Here is a 15,008-nt window from a genome sequence, read left to right on the forward strand (position 1 = left end):
TTGGCCAAGTAGAAAAACATGACGCATAACGAAAAAGTGAAAGTCGTTGGTGTGGACTGGGGCACCACGCACCGCCGCGCCTATGCGCTAGATGCAGGCGGTGCATGTGTAGCCACCTTCGCCGACAGTGACGGCGCCATGGCATGCAAGGGGCGATTCGCTACCGCACTGCACGCAGCACTGCACCAGTTGCAGGGAAGGCCGGAACTGGTGGTCTTGTCCGGCATGGTGGGCAGTGCGCTGGGCTGGCACGAGGTGCCGTATGTGGACGGCTGTATTGCATTGGATGCACTGCCCGCACACCTGTTCGCGGTGCCGGACGTGCCCACTGCCGCGCGCTGTGTCATCGTCCCGGGCTATTGCATCCGCGACCAGTGGGGCCAGCCCGACGTGATGCGGGGCGAGGAAACCCAGTTGCTGGGTGCACTGGCCCTGGGCCACCACAGCGGCTGGTTTGTGTTGCCGGGCACGCACAGCAAATGGGTCGAGCTGGAACACGGACGCATCCTGCAACTGCGCACCTACATGACGGGCGAGCTGTTCAATCTGCTGGGCCAGCACGGCACGCTGGCGACGGCCATGGGCAAGTCAGCACCCGTGTGGGATGCGAGCGCATTCGCCGACGGTGTGCATGCTGCCGGCAAAGACGCGCTGAGCCACCAACTCTTTTCTTGCCGTGCCAGGGTAGTGTGCGGCGACATGCCCGCCGCCAGCAGCCAGGCGTACTTGAGTGGCCTGCTGATCGGCAGTGAACTCCATGATGTGCGGCGAACCCCAACCGGCTCGCACAACATGGACACGTTCAAACTCATAGGCTCACCCGAACTTGCCCAGCACTACCAGGCCGCCGCCACGCTGTTCGACCTGCGCTTCGAGGTGCTGGACGCCAAGGCGGCCTTTCTAGCGGCCGTGGCCCGCATTCAATCTGCTACCCAACACCCATGATGAACACTGCACCACAACAACGGCTGGTTCAAACCCGAAACATGCCGCTGGTCGCCATACTGCGCGGCCTGGACCCGGCCAACGCACTGGCCGTTGGCGAGGCGCTGCTGGAAAGTGGGTTTCGTACCTTGGAGGTTCCGCTGAACCGCCCCAGCGCGCTGCAGTGCATAGAAATACTGGCCCGCATGCTACCCGCCGATGCACTGGTAGGCGGCGGCACCATGCTGACCGTGGCTGATGTGGAAGCGGTCCATGCCCACGGTGGACGCCTGATGGTCGCCCCCAACTGCGATGCACGTGTGATCGCCCGCGGCGTGGAACTGGGAATGCTGTGCGCACCCGGTGTTGCTACACCGACCGAAGCCTTCGCGGCTTTGCAGGCTGGTGCACATGCGCTCAAATTATTTCCGGCAGAAATGGTCGGGCATGGCGGACTGAAGGCTTTGAAATCGGTGTTGCCCGCGGGCACCGATTTGTGGCCCGTCGGCGGCATCACGCCGGAGAGCATGGCGCCGTGGGCTGCCGCTGGAGCTACCGGCTTTGGTATTGGCAGTCAGCTCTATGCGCCGGGCACACCCGCAAGCGAGGTGCTGGCCAGGGGGCGCTTGTATGTTCAAGCTTGGCGAGAAGTCCAAGGCTGACGGCGTCGGTTGGCCTAATTTCCACAAACTTGATATCGCCGGTGATATTGAAATTGACGGGAATGCCCAAAAACCCCTTGAGATATCGATTTCCAACTAAAAATGGTCTCTAGCCCTCGTGGGATATGGCTATATTGCTATCAACAACGTAGCGCATGGTGCTAACGGGTGCGGGCATGGGGAACGATGTCGACTCGCTGGGCAATTGGGGGCGGGAAGCCTTGCGGGTCTTGCAGACGGCGGAGGAATGTACTGCTGTGGGCCAATTGCTGCCGTTTATCAATGACCGCTTTCGGGTATCCGGCTCACTTATCGGCAGGCGTCTTAAGTGAGGACCTAAGGATCCGTGTGAATTATCCAAGCCGCGCTCCATTCGCAACCTTTTCGCTCATCAAGCGGCTTCAGTTACCGCAATGAAATCCGCGATCCCGTCCCACATGGCAACCGGGTTGGAATACATCGGGAAGTGACCACATTGCGGAATTTCGGCTAGTCGGACACCATTCGCCTGGATGTGGTCCAAGTAGGAGAGGGACCGGTTCTGCTCGCCATACATAAACATGGTTGGACATGCCAGGCCCACAAACTTGCGCATCAAGTCGCCGTTGTCGGACAGTTCCACCATGGATTGGAAAATGCCGCGCACGGCGCCACTGCGAACGGTGTGGCGCAGGCGGGAGGCATACAAGGCACTGGCATAGGCTGGCGCGTGCAGAACCCGGTCTATGAAAGCGTCAAAGAAGCGCTCGGCGTCCGCTTCGGGATGGTCCACGATTTGCCGGCTCAAGAAGCAATCTTCTGACGCGATGTTGCCTTTGATGTTGACAAAACTCAGTACTCTTTCCGGGTTCTGGTGCGCGAGCATCAGCGCGGTCAGCCCGCCCATGGAGTGGCCGACGAGGTGGAAGCGTTCTATCCCGTGTCGCTGCATTACGGCCAGTGCCGTGTCGACCAAAAGAGGGATGGAGACCTGTGACAGATCAGCACATGTGCTGTCACCGCAGCCGGGCGCGTCGTAGGCCAGAAACGGCCGACCATCAAAGGCGGTGTGCTGAACAATGTCCGCGTAGTCTTCCTTGGTGGAGCCAAAACCGTGCAGAAACACGATGGGCGCACGGTCGCCGTGGCGGAAGATAGTTGCAATGTCGAGTCCAACACCTGCTACGGACAGCGGTAGATGGCTCTTGGTGAATTCTGCGTGCTCAGGCATGGTGGGCTCCTAGAAAGTGGAAAGCTGGCAGAAACGCTGGATTGCGGCACAGGCTTGGCGCAGGGAATCGTCGTCCAGCGCATAGGCGATGCGAATGTAAGGACCAAGACCGAACGCACTGCCATGGACAATGGCCACGCCGGCTTCGTCGAGCAGGGCGTAGGCAACATCCTCATCACTTGTCAGCAGGGTTCCGCCCGCCGTGGTTTTGCCAATCAGTCCCTCTACGGACGCGAACGCGTAGAAGGCGCCGCCTGGGTTTTCGCATTGCAGGCCCGGAGTGTCGTTGAGCATCCGCACCACAATGTCGCGTCGCGCGGCAAACACCGACCGGGATGTGGGGATAAAGTCCTGCGGCCCGGTCAGTGCGGCGAGTGCCGCATGCTGTGAGATGGACGAGGCGCCCGACGTCTGCTGCCCCTGGAGCTTCTCCATCGCGTCAATCAGCCAGCGGGGGCCGGTGCCAAAACCAATCCGCCAACCCGTCATGGCATAGGCCTTGGACACGCCGTTCATCGTCAGCGTGCGTTCGCGCAGCCGCGGCTCCACCTGCGCCATCGTATGGAACGTGGCGCCGTCAAAGACCAGATGCTCGTAGATATCGTCGGCCAGCACCAGCACCTGCGGGTGGTCGAGCAGTACCGCAGACAATGCAGCGAGCTCATCCCGGCTGTAGACAGCGCCCGTGGGGTTGGATGGTGAATTGAGGATCAGCCAGCGCGTCCGGGGGCTAATCGCCGCGTGCAAGGCTTGCGGGGTCAACTTGAAACCGGTTGCGCCGCCACACGGAATCAGCACAGGCACTGCGCCGCACAACTGCACCATCTCCGGGTAACTGACCCAGTAGGGCGCCGGAATGATGACTTCATCACCGGTATTGAGGGTCGCGGCCAACGCGTTGTAGATCACCTGCTTGCCACCGCTGCACACGATGGTGTCTTCCCAGGTCGTGCCGGCTAGGTCATTTTCATTGCGGAACTTGGCGGCGACAGCCTCGCGCAGCGCACGCATGCCTGCTACCGGCGTGTAGCGCGTGTGTCCAGCATGGATTGCCGCAATGGCCGCCTCACGGATATGTACAGGCGTATCAAAGTCCGGCTCGCCCGCGCTCAAGGAAATGATATTGGCACCGGATGCCCTACGCGCGGCCACGCGGTCGATCATGCGGTAGGTGGCCGAGGGTTGGGCCTGGGCCAGGTTGACGTTCAGGATGTGTGTATGCGTGCTCATGGCTGCGCCCTCCAGGCGGAAAGACCCAACAGGTCCATCGTGGTTTTTCCCTGGGACAGGCGCACCATCATCTCGGCTTCCTTGCTGGCCCGGGTTTCAGCAGCGGCCAGGGTGTGCTCAAACGCAGCGGCGGGGACAATGATGACACCATCATCGTCGGCGACCACCATATCGCCTGCGGCCACGGGCACACCACCAAGGAGCATGCTCTGTCCCACCGATGGGCTGCTGGCCTTGATCGTTCCCCGCACGCTGACGCCCCGCGTAAAGACGGGAAACCGGCGCCGGGTCATGGCGGCCACGTCGCGGACACCGCCATCAATGACCAGCCCTACGATTCCCGCCGCTTCGGCGGCGACGGTCAACACTTCGCCCCAATAGCCAGCCACAAAATTGCCCGTGCTGACGACCAGCACGCTGCCGCGCGGTGCGCGCTCCATCGCGATGTGGATGGAAAGGTTGTCACCCGGTGAGCAGACCAGCGGAAACGCTGGCGCCGCAAGGGTGGCGCCAACCCAGAGGCTGCGGATATCGGGGTCTACGGAGCACGGCAAACCCGAAGCCTCGTAGAGTGTTGAGCTTCCGAGTTGAACGCAGCGTTCAGCCATATGTGGGGTGGGGATCATCATGCTGTCTTCCTTTGCAGTGTGTGATATCCCAGTGCCGCGCGGGCCTCTCTGAGCGTCTTTCCTTGACCAATCTGGGCTCGGATGTTGGCTTCCACCTGTTCGATGGCCCGCGCCGTCTCGGCAACCTCTCGGGCCCGTGCGCGGGGAACCACCACGACACCATTCGCATCTGCAACAACCATGTCGCGTGGGCAAACACGCGCCATGCCGATGGAGACCGGTACCTGCGTGGCCTCCACCTGCACCCTGTCCTTACCGGTGCGCATGAAGCGGCCCCGGCTGAACAGCGGGTAGTTGTCGCTGAGGGCTTTTGACACGTCGCGGCAGACGCCGTCGATGACCGTGGCAGCGATCTTGCGGGTGCCAGCGTACTGGGTCATGATGTCGCCCCAGACCGTGCAGTCGGTGCGACCGTTGTTAGCAATGACGACCACGTCACCCTCAGCGACGTCATCGATAAAGTCGCCCACGGTTCCGGGTGGTGTGCTGGCCGACACGTACTGGACCGTGAAGGCCGGGCCGACCACCACGCCCTTGTAGTTGTCCAGGGGCATGATGCCCAGGCATTGGCCGGGCAGGCCCAGCTTGTCCATGGCGTCCGAGACGCCCGGTGTGTCCAGGCCCGCGAACAGGGCGACGAGTTCTTGGTCTTCGTGCCGTGTCATTGCGCGCTCCCCGACTGGATGGCTTGGAATTCCTTGTCGTGCATGACATCCGCCACCGAGCGCCCCAATCGCACGGCTTCGACCATGCCCGCCTGGCGTCGCTCGATGCGCTCACTCAGATCAAGCACTGCTGCAATGTGCGCGACAGGTACAAAAACTGTGCCGCAACGGTCCGCAATCACGTAGTCGTCTTCCTGCACGGTGACGCCTGCCACGTTGACCGGTTGCCCAGCTGACACTTGCACAACGCGGTTGCGCGCACTGACCATCGTCACCCCGCGCCCATAGACCGGGTAGCCAATCGATTCACTGCCGTCGATGTCACGGCTGTTGCCATCGATGACGGAACCGCGGATTCCCTTCACCTGCGCGGCGTTGGCCAAGATGTCGCCCCAGCAGGAAATGCCATCGAGCCCGCCGGCAATGACCAGGACGCGATCACCGGTGGTGATGTCGGCGATGACCGGCGAGATCAGGTGAACCGTGGGCGCCGCATCGGTCTTGGCTCCCAACTGGATCGTGCTGGCGCGGCCGGCGATCTTGGGGCAGTCCCACAGCGGGCGAATACCGAAGGTTGCTCCCGGCAGGTGGAGAAAGTCCAGGGCGTCGGACACCGTGTTGGTATCAAGTGCCGACAGGCGTTCCAGTGGGCTGGATGGGGTCATGGATGGTCCTCAGGTTGCTTGGATAGGCGTGACTCTGAGGCCAGCGATATGATATGTAAATTCCTAAGAACAGATCATTTCATTCCTGAAAACCTATCACTAACAGCATGATCAATTTCCGCCTGATCCGCCACCTGTGGCTCTTTCTTGTGGTGGCCGAAGAGAAGACTTTCAGAAAAGCCGCAGAGCGGCTGGGCATGTCCCAGCCTCCGCTGACCGAGCAGATCCAGGTGCTGGAACAATCGCTGAAGGTGAAGTTGTTTGACCGCTCGCGCCGCGGCGCGCAACTCACCCCCGTGGGTGCAGCGATCCTCCCCGCCGTGCAGAAGTTGGCCGAGCAGTTGGAGCGCCTGGAGTTTGTGGTGCGTGAGGCGTCCACCGGGCAAACCGGCGTTCTGACCCTGGGCGCCATCACCTCCGCGATGCTGGACGTGCTCCCTGGCATCATCAGCAAGCTCAAGTCCCAGTATCCGCAGCTCACGGTTTCAGTTCGGGAGATCGATAGTGTGGACGCGGTGCCGCTGTTGCTGGCGGGCGAGATCGATCTGGCCTTCGCCCGTCTGGAGGGCGACCTGGGAGAGACGGTGCAAGCCCTGCCGTTGATCCAGGAGCGCCTCGCCGTCGCGCTACCACGCACACACCCAAGCGCCCAAAAAGCGCGCATTCGTCTTGCGTCGCTTGCTGAGGAAGACTTTGTGATGTTTTCGCGCCGGGTCAGCCCGGTGTATTTTGATCACTTGATTGCTTCGTGCCAGACGCACGGGTTTTCACCCCGCATCGTGCATGAAGTCAGTTCGGTGGCGTCGCAGATTGCGTTTGTCGGTTGTGGGCAAGGCATCGCGCTGGTGCCTGCAGTGTTGAAGAAGTTGGCGCCAGAGAATGTGGTGGTGCGGCCATTGCAGGAAAAACTGGACGTTGTCACCACGGCGATGGCGTGGAACAAAGCCCGGCCGAATCCTTTGGTCGATGCGGTGATTGCCCAGATTCGTCCGTTTGCTCTATCGACCAAGGCCAGTCAGTAAGGTACTGTTTTGCGAGATGGGATGAGTCTGATCCATCGAACACACTCTTGAGCAGCACGATTGAAAGTGATCACCAACTGCCGCAAATAGTCGGCGCGTTCCTCCAACCAATCTCCGTTGCGGGGCCAATTGCCGAACATCAGAGACCGACTAAAGTCCATGACATCTGAGGCACCAAGCCAAACGACAGGTTTTAGAGCATCAACGTCTGCTATTGAGCGCCGAGTTCGTTCTAGTCAATTTCGGCTTTGTCTCGGGAGCTACTTTCAGCACAGCCGCCGCAGATGCCCCAACAGACCCCTATCTACCCACCCATCACATACGCCGTCTTTACCGTCGTGAAAAACTCCTGCGCATATTTGCCCTGCTCACGCGAACCATAACTGGAACCCTTGCGCCCGCCAAACGGCACGTGGTAGTCCACACCAGCGGTGGGCAGATTCACCATGACCATGCCGGCCTGTGCATGGCGCTTGAAGTGGGTGGCGTATTTGAGCGATGTGGTGGCAATGCCGGCCGACAGACCAAACGGTGTGTCGTTCGCAACCGCCAAGGCCTCTTCATAATCCTTGACGCGGATCACGCTGGCCACCGGGCCAAAGATTTCTTCACGGTTGATACGCATGGTGGCTGTGCTGTCCACGAACAGCGCGGGCGCCATGTAGAACCCTTCGGTGGTCCGTGTCAGTCGTTCCCCGCCCATCAGCAGTTGTGCGCCTTCGGCCTTGCCGATTTCCACATACGACAGGTCCTGCTCCAGTTGTGCCTGTGAGACCACGGGGCCAATATCGGTTCCCGTCTGGCAGGCATCACCCACCTGGATAGTGGCCATGCGGCGTTGCATGGCGGCGATGAATTCCGGGTAAATGCGATCGGTGACGATCAGGCGGCTCGATGCGGTGCAGCGCTGGCCGGTCGAATAAAAGCAGCTCTGCACGCTGAGTTCCACAGCAGTCGCCAAGTCTGCATCGTCCAGCACGACTTGCGGGTTCTTACCACCCATCTCCAACTGGACCTTCTTCATGTTCAGCGCGCAGGCCTGGGCAATGCGCTGGCCCACGCCGACCGAACCCGTGAAGCTCACTGCGGCAATGCCGGGGTGGTTCACCAGCGGGTCGCCAATCACACTGCCCCGGCCCATCACCAGGTTGAAGACGCCAGCGGGAATGCCACTGCGGCTGATAATCTCGGCCAGCGCCCAGGCGCATCCCGGCACCAGGTCGGCCGGCTTGAACACCACACAATTGCCATAGGCCAATGCGGGCGCAATCTTCCAGGCCGGGATCGCGATGGGGAAATTCCACGGCGTGATCAAACCCACGACACCCACGGGCTCGCGGGTGACCTCGACCGCAATGCCGGGGCGCACCGATGGCAAGACTTCGCCCGCCAAACGCAGGCACTCGCCAGCAAAGAACTTGAAGATATTGCCGGCACGGGTGACCTCACCAATACCTTCCGCGCGGGTCTTGCCTTCTTCTCGGGCCAGCAGGGTGCCCAGCTCTTCTTTGCGGGCCAGAATTTCGTTGCCGATTTTGTCGAGTGCATCAGAACGCGCCTGGATGCCGCCGGTAGACCAGGCGGGGAAGGCACGCTGTGCGGCGGCAACTGCATCGTTCAGCTGCGCGGCGTCGGCCTGGGCATATTCCCCAATCACATCTGCCACGTTCGACGGGTTGACGTTGGGAGCGTAGTGGCTGGAGGCGACCCATTCACCCGCTATGAGGTTGTTGTGTTGTGGCAATGTCATGTTGTTTGTTAGTGGTAGATAAAAAAGGGGATCACGATAGCGCGCATGGTGTCCAAGTGCTACCGTTTTGGCTGGATTGGATCACGCTGGCCACGAATCGAACGCCCAGCAAACCGTCCAATGCATTGGGGAAGTGCAGCGCCAGCGGGTCGGCGGATTGCCCTGCACGGCGGGCGGCAATGGCTTCGGCTGCATCCGAATATAGGTTGGCAAAAGCCTCGTGGAAACCTTCAGGGTGCCCCGCGGCCACGCGTGACGCGCGGGCGGCCAATGGCAAAGTTCCCGGGCCATTGGGTGTTCTGTTTTGGGCCGGTGCGCCCAGTGGTTTGAAGGCCAGGGCCTGCGGTGTTTCCTGCATCCATTCCAGGCTTCCCAGTTCGCCGCTGACACGGATGCGCAAACCGTTCTCCACACCCGCTGCCGCTTGGGTTACCCAAAAACTGCCGCGCGCGCCGTTGTCCAGACGCAGCATGGCGCTGGCGTAGTCGTGGGTCGTTCGCTCTGGAACAATGCTGCCCACCTCGGCAGCGACCTGCGTCACTTCGCATCCAGTGATGAAGCGCAACAGGTTGTGCGCATGGGTGCCGATATCGCCCATCACCAGTGACGGGCCGCCCCGCGCAGGGTCGTCCTTCCAGGCGCAACGCCCTGGCCCTGCCTTGGCGCGGCCACCTTGGACGTATTCCACCTGCACCAGCCGAATGGCGCCCAACTGGCCATCGGCGACCATGGCCCGCGCCTGGCGCACCATCGGGTAACCTGTGTAGTTGTGCGTCAAACAAAACACCAGGCCGGTGTCCAGAACCCGCTGGTGCAGTTGCTCCGCCTCAGCCACCGTGTTGGTCATGGGTTTGTCGCAAATAACGTCGAAGCCCCGCTCCAGCGCAGCCATGGCAAACGCAAAATGGCTGTCGTTGGGCGTCATGATGGCCACCACCTCGGCACCATCGGCACGGCCTTGTTCGGCCGCGAGCAGGTCCATCCCGCTGGCATAACAGCGCTCAGGCGGTAGACCGATGGCACGACCGGCATTGACGGATGTCACCGGGTCGGAGGACAGCGCGGCGGCCACCAGTTCATACCGGTCATCCAGTCGCGCTGCTTGCCGGTGCATGGCGCCGATGAAGGATCCCGGCCCACCGCCAATCACTGCCAGCCGCAGTCTGCGCCCCAAGGTGGCGATCACCGGATTCATGGACATATGCGATGCCTACTTTCCCCAGCGCAGGACCATGGGGTCCAGACGCCGCGCCGTTTCCAGCAGCCCCGCGCGCACGTCGGGCTGCATCGTTGGGAACGGATGGCGTGGTGCGTCGCTTGCGATGATGCCACCCTCGAGCATCAAGGCCTTGGCAGTCAGAATGCCGCCCTGGCGGTTCTCGTAGTTGATCAAGGGCAGCCAGCGCTGGTACTGGGCCACCGCCTCTTCACGTTGACCGGCGGCGTAGGCATCCACAATGCTGCGTATGCCATCGGGGTAGGCACCCCCGGTCATGGCACCGGTGGCGCCGGCATCCAGATCGGGCAGCAGCGTGATCGCCTCTTCACCGTCCCATGGGCCTTCGATGGCAGCACCGCCTAAGCGGATGAGTTCGCGCAACTTGGAGGCCGCGTTGGCGGTCTCGATCTTGAAGTACGAAACCTGCGCAATCTCCCGCGCCATGCGGGCCAGAAAGGCGGCGCTCAGCGGCGTGCCGCTGACTGGCGCATCCTGGACCATGATGGGGATCCCGATGGCGTCTGACACACCGGCATAGAACTCAAACACTTTCTCTTCCGACACACGAATCGTCGCGCCATGGTAGGGCGGCATCACCATCACCATGGCCGCGCCGGCCTCTTGTGCACGGCGGCTGCGCTGGGCGCAGACCTGCGTGCCATAGTGGGTGGTGGTCACGATGACGGGTACGCGCCCGGCCACGTGGTCCAGAATCGTGGTGGTCAACACTTCGCGCTCAGCATCCGACAGCGAGAACTGTTCCGAGAAGTTGGCCAGTATGCAAATGCCGGTGGAGCCCGCATCAATCATGAAATCGACACAGCGCTTCTGGCCCGGCAGATCCAGCTCACCCTGCGCCGTGAAGATGGTGGGAACGACCGGGAAGACGCCTCGATAACGTGGGGATAGCGGGGTTTGTGATGGGGTCATGGTTGACGACATGTCTCTTCCTTCCTATTTGTTTTTGTTGTAGACATCAACACACACGGCCGCCAGCAGCACCAGCCCCTTGATGACCTGCTGGTAGTCGATGCCAATGCCCATGATGGACATGCCGTTGTTCATGACGCCCATGATGAAGGCGCCAATGACAGCACCCAGCACCTTGCCCACGCCACCCGATGCCGAAGCACCGCCGATGAAGCAGGCGGCAATCACGTCCAGCTCGAAACCGAGACCGGCCTTGGGTGTTGCCGTGTTCAGGCGCGCCGCAAAAATAAGGCCGGCCAGCGCCGCCAACACACCCATGTTGATAAAGGTATAGAAGGCCAGGCGCTCTGTCTTGATGCCCGACAGGCGTGCGGCTTTCTCATTACCGCCCAGCGCATAAATGCGCCGGCCAATCGTGGTCCGGGAGGTAACAAAGTCATACAACAGCATCAACAGCAACATGACGATCAGCACGTTGGGCAAGCCCTTGTAGGTGGACAGCAGGTAGCTGAAGGCCGCGATCATGGCGGCAAACACCAGGTTCTTCACGATGAAGAAGGCATAGGGCTCGTTGTCCATGCCGTGCTTGATGCGCTCGGCACGCCCCCGCACCTTGACAACCAGCAGCACCAGCGCCATCAGCAGGCCGGCCACCAGCGACGCAATACGCAGGCTCTCTCCGGCAAAGGGGTCTGGAATAAAGCCGGTGCTCAACAGTTGGAACTCTGGCGGGAACGGCCCCACGGACGAACCACCCAGCACGGCCAGCGCCAGCCCCTTGAACACCAGCATGCCGGCCAGCGTGACGATGAACGACGGGATCTTGTGGAACGCCACCCAATAGCCCTGTGCCGCGCCGATAACTGCGCCCAGCGTCAAACAAATCAGGGCAGCGGGCACATAGTGCAGCTTGTATTCGACCATCAGCACGGCGGCCACGGCGCCCACAAAACCGCAGACCGAGCCTACCGACAGGTCGATGTGCCCGGCCACGATCACCAGCAGCATACCCAGCGCCATGACGATGATGTAGCTGTTTTGAAGAATCAGGTTGGTCAGGTTCAACGGTTGAAACAGCGTGCCGTTGGTCATCACCTGGAAGAACACCATGATGGCGACCAGGGAGATCAGCAGACCGTAGTCACGCAAATTGTTTTTGAGAAAGCCCGAATGGCTCTGCTGTTGTTGGATGGGCACAGCGGCCGCGCTTGGGGTTGCCATGTCAATTCACTCCTGATGTCACGATAGAACGCATAATTTTTTCTTGGGTCGCCTCGGCGGCGGAGAACTCGGCGACAAACCGGCCCTCGTTCAGCACGCAGATGCGGTCACACATGCCCAGCAGTTCGGGCATTTCGGACGAGATCATCAGCACGCACTTACCCTCGGCGGCCAGCTGCGCAATGATGGTGTAGATCTCGTACTTGGCGCCGACGTCAATGCCACGCGTGGGTTCATCCAGAATCAAAACCTCGGGGTTGGAAAACAACCACTTGCTCAAGACCACTTTTTGCTGGTTGCCGCCCGACAGGTTGACGGTGCGTGCCCACACATCCGGGCTGCGGATGTTGAGCTTGCGGCGGTAGTCTTCGGCCACACCAAATTCGCGGCCTTCGTCAATCACGCCATGGCGCGACACCGCCTCCAGATTGGCCAGCGTGGTGTTCCAGGCGATGGTTTCGTCCAGCACCAGGCCGTAGCCCTTGCGGTCTTCGGTCACATAGGCAATGCCGTGGTCGATGGCCTTTTGCACCGTGCTGGTGTCAATCTCCTGGCCGTGCAAGAAGACCTGGCCGCTGATGCCCTGGCCGTAGGTGCGGCCGAAGATGCTCATCGCCAGCTCGGTGCGGCCAGCACCCATGAGCCCGGCAATGCCAACAATCTCGCCGCGCTTGATGTGCAGGTTGACACCTTTGATCAGCAGGCGGTCCGCGTGCACCGCATGGTGCACCTTCCAATTTTTGACTTCGAAAACTTCTTGACCGATGTTGGGCGTGCGCTTGGGATAACGGTCCGCCATTTCGCGCCCGACCATGTGCTGGATGACACGGTCTTCGGGGATAGCCTCGCTTGCGCAATCCAGCGAGGCCACCGTGGTGCCATCCCGCAGCACGGTGATGGCATCCGCCACCTTGGAGATTTCGTTGAGCTTGTGCGATATCAGGATGCAGGCAATGCCCTGGCGCTTGAGCTCCAACAACAACTCCAGCAAGGCATCGCTGTCGGTTTCATTCAAGCTGGCGGTTGGCTCGTCCAAGATCAGCAGCTTGACCTCTTTGGACAAGGCCTTCGCAATCTCTATGAGCTGCTGCTTGCCAACGCCCAGGTCGGTGATCAGCGTGCCGGGCGATTCCTTCAAGCCCACTTTTTTCAGCAGGGCCTGTGTCTTCAAAAAGGCTGCCGACCAATCGATGACGCCAAATCGAGCAGGCTCGTTGCCCAGGAATATGTTTTCTGCAATCGACAACAAGGGCACCAAGGCGAGTTCCTGGTGGATGATGATGATGCCTTTGGATTCGCTGTCAGAGATGCCCTTGAACCGGCATTCCTGGCCCAGAAATTTGATCTCGCCTTCGTATTCGCCGTGCGGGTAGACACCGCTCAGCACTTTCATCAGCGTGGACTTACCCGCCCCGTTTTCGCCAACGATGGCGTGGATCTGCCCCGCATGGACAGTCAGGTTCACGTCGCTCAGCGCCTTCACGCTGTGAAACGATTTCTTCATCCCCCGCATTTCAAGAATAGGCTTCTGCATAGTGCCCCAAGTATCCATAAAAAAGGGCGGCCGCAAGACCGCCCTATAAAGCCCTAACCTCTGGAGAAACCCCTTACTACCACCAGATCTCGTACTGCACACCCGCCACGGTGCGCGAAGTCTTGCCACCGGCACCAAAGCTGCTGGCATTGGCTGCCGCGGCCGCGTCGTTCCAGTTGGACATGGTCACATACAAACGCAGTTCCGGGCGGCTGTAGAAATCAGGACCGACCGACAGTGTGGGTGCAATGGTCAACTTGTCCAGGCGCTGGTCCGGGCCATTGCCGGTGCGGGTTGTCGTTGCGGCATCCACCAACAGTTTGAAGTTCTTGGAGAATGCATACGAGATGCGGCCACCGATGGAGGTGTCCTTGGTTTCGATGCCCGTCACGTCGTCCTTGTTGGTTTGGTAGCTCAACAGGGTCTGGCCGCCGAAGGCGCCCAGTTGCCAACTCAGCGAATCGGCAATGCGGCTGACCTTCTGGCCACCGGCTACGCCATCGATGTTGAGAAACTCGCCGTCGATGCGGGCATGGCCCGTGGAGGTCTGCAGGAACAGCGCGTTGTTCAGCCCTTTGGTGATGAAGTCGCTTTGGTTGTGCGAGATGGAGATGCCGGAGCCGGTGCTGCTATTGGCCAGGCCGGAGCCGTTGACGCCGGTCAGCAGCACGCGCAGCTTGCCGCCGGGGTTGATATTGATGTCGGAAATGTCGGCATTGAAGCGGGTGGCACTGACGCCCGTTGGTGTCACTGTGTCGAACTTGTCGCCGGTGAAAAAGCCCAGACCCAGCTTGGCGCCGCCAATGGGGATGTCGGTCACGCCCGCGCCCTGGTTGTCGCCGTAGTTCATCAAGAAATAGTCAACGATGTGCACGTCCTGGATACGCAGGCGGCGTTGGCCGACCCAGAACTTGGCTTCGGGCGCAAAGCTCATGCCGCTGATTTCGACAAAGGCCTGCTCGGTGCCCACATTGCCGCTGTTCCACTTGGCGGGCATGTATTCAACCTTGTAGGTGGCGGCATCCGTCTTGAAAGTCTTGCTCAGGTCGATTTCGATGCCGTTGTCGGCTTCGTTGCCCAGGCGGTAGCCTTGCGTGTCGCCACCGAGCTGGAAGCGGCCTTTGACTTCGTCAGACTTGCTGAAAACCGGGCCACCGCGGGAGTAACCGTGGAACTCGAACGTGCCGTCGTCAGCGTGGGCGCCAGCAGCGCAGAGTGCAGTGGCCAGCGCGATGGCGCTGATGGAGAAAGTGTGTTTCATGATGGGTTGCTTGTTGTCGTTAAATTTTGGAAAAAGTCGTCCCCGGAGGACGGCTTTCGCCGTCCCCTGAGCTGTCTTACGGGTGT

At 60.8% G+C, this 15,008-nt stretch carries 14 protein-coding genes; 3 read left to right on the forward strand and 11 right to left on the reverse strand.

Annotated elements, in window-relative coordinates:
- Nucleotides 1-18 precede the first annotated feature (18 nt).
- Together AC07OO_RS11755 and AC07OO_RS11760 are read left to right on the forward strand one after the other, a co-directional pair.
- Complete coding sequence (locus AC07OO_RS11755; protein WP_495082290.1) at nt 19-945, forward strand: 2-dehydro-3-deoxygalactonokinase; 927 nt, start codon at nt 19-21, stop codon at nt 943-945.
- The gene (locus AC07OO_RS11760; protein WP_495082291.1) at nt 942-1,586 is read left to right on the forward strand and encodes a 2-dehydro-3-deoxy-6-phosphogalactonate aldolase; all 645 of its coding nucleotides are present in this window, start codon (nt 942-944) and stop codon (nt 1,584-1,586) included. Before AC07OO_RS11755 ends, AC07OO_RS11760 begins: the two co-directional genes overlap by 4 nt.
- A gap of 391 nt (nt 1,587-1,977) precedes the next feature.
- Here AC07OO_RS11760 and AC07OO_RS11765 read toward each other — a convergent pair whose 3' ends face one another.
- The 5 genes from AC07OO_RS11765 to AC07OO_RS11785 are packed head-to-tail and all read right to left on the reverse strand — an operon-like array spanning nt 1,978 to nt 5,985.
- Nucleotides 1,978-2,796 (reverse strand): alpha/beta fold hydrolase, encoded by an 819-nt coding sequence (locus tag AC07OO_RS11765; RefSeq protein ID WP_495082292.1) that lies wholly within the window; start codon nt 2,794-2,796, stop codon nt 1,978-1,980.
- A gap of 9 nt (nt 2,797-2,805) precedes the next feature.
- Nucleotides 2,806-4,026, reverse strand: coding sequence for a pyridoxal phosphate-dependent aminotransferase (locus tag AC07OO_RS11770; RefSeq protein WP_495082293.1), 1,221 nt, complete (start codon nt 4,024-4,026; stop codon nt 2,806-2,808).
- Nucleotides 4,023-4,655, reverse strand: a complete 633-nt coding sequence (locus AC07OO_RS11775) for an RraA family protein (protein ID WP_495082294.1) — start codon at nt 4,653-4,655, stop codon at nt 4,023-4,025. The genes AC07OO_RS11770 and AC07OO_RS11775 overlap by 4 nt, the downstream gene beginning before the upstream one ends.
- Nucleotides 4,652-5,320, reverse strand: coding sequence for an RraA family protein (locus AC07OO_RS11780; protein WP_495082295.1), 669 nt, complete (start codon nt 5,318-5,320; stop codon nt 4,652-4,654). Before AC07OO_RS11780 ends, AC07OO_RS11775 begins: the two co-directional genes overlap by 4 nt.
- On the reverse strand, nt 5,317-5,985 hold the full coding sequence (locus tag AC07OO_RS11785) for an RraA family protein (RefSeq protein ID WP_495082296.1): 669 nt from the start codon (nt 5,983-5,985) through the stop codon (nt 5,317-5,319). Before AC07OO_RS11785 ends, AC07OO_RS11780 begins: the two co-directional genes overlap by 4 nt.
- Nucleotides 5,986-6,092: 107 nt before the next feature.
- Between AC07OO_RS11785 and AC07OO_RS11790 the strand changes: the two genes are divergently transcribed.
- Complete coding sequence (locus tag AC07OO_RS11790; protein ID WP_495082297.1) at nt 6,093-7,007, forward strand: LysR family transcriptional regulator; 915 nt, start codon at nt 6,093-6,095, stop codon at nt 7,005-7,007.
- Nucleotides 7,008-7,311: 304 nt separating this feature from the next.
- Here the strand turns inward: AC07OO_RS11790 and AC07OO_RS11795 are convergent, their stop codons facing one another.
- From AC07OO_RS11795 to AC07OO_RS11820, 6 genes are read right to left on the reverse strand one after another with little or no spacing between them, the layout of a single operon-like run.
- Complete coding sequence (locus AC07OO_RS11795) at nt 7,312-8,757, reverse strand: aldehyde dehydrogenase family protein (RefSeq protein ID WP_495082298.1); 1,446 nt, start codon at nt 8,755-8,757, stop codon at nt 7,312-7,314.
- A 31-nt stretch (nt 8,758-8,788) separates the two neighbouring features.
- On the reverse strand, nt 8,789-9,958 hold the full coding sequence (locus tag AC07OO_RS11800; protein WP_495082299.1) for a Gfo/Idh/MocA family protein: 1,170 nt from the start codon (nt 9,956-9,958) through the stop codon (nt 8,789-8,791).
- Nucleotides 9,959-9,967: 9 nt separating this feature from the next.
- Nucleotides 9,968-10,906, reverse strand: coding sequence for a dihydrodipicolinate synthase family protein (locus tag AC07OO_RS11805; RefSeq protein ID WP_495082300.1), 939 nt, complete (start codon nt 10,904-10,906; stop codon nt 9,968-9,970).
- Between the two features lie 24 nt (nt 10,907-10,930).
- Nucleotides 10,931-12,127 (reverse strand): multiple monosaccharide ABC transporter permease, encoded by a 1,197-nt coding sequence (gene mmsB, locus AC07OO_RS11810; RefSeq protein WP_495082301.1) that lies wholly within the window; start codon nt 12,125-12,127, stop codon nt 10,931-10,933.
- Nucleotide 12,128: 1 nt separating this feature from the next.
- A complete protein-coding gene (gene mmsA, locus AC07OO_RS11815) occupies nt 12,129-13,679 on the reverse strand; it encodes a multiple monosaccharide ABC transporter ATP-binding protein (RefSeq protein ID WP_495082302.1) in 1,551 nt (516 codons plus the stop codon).
- A gap of 58 nt (nt 13,680-13,737) precedes the next feature.
- The gene (locus AC07OO_RS11820) at nt 13,738-14,922 is read right to left on the reverse strand and encodes a carbohydrate porin (protein WP_495082303.1); all 1,185 of its coding nucleotides are present in this window, start codon (nt 14,920-14,922) and stop codon (nt 13,738-13,740) included.
- Between the last annotated feature and the right edge of the window lie 86 nt (nt 14,923-15,008).

This window comes from Rhodoferax sp. GW821-FHT07G04 (genome assembly GCF_059418585.1).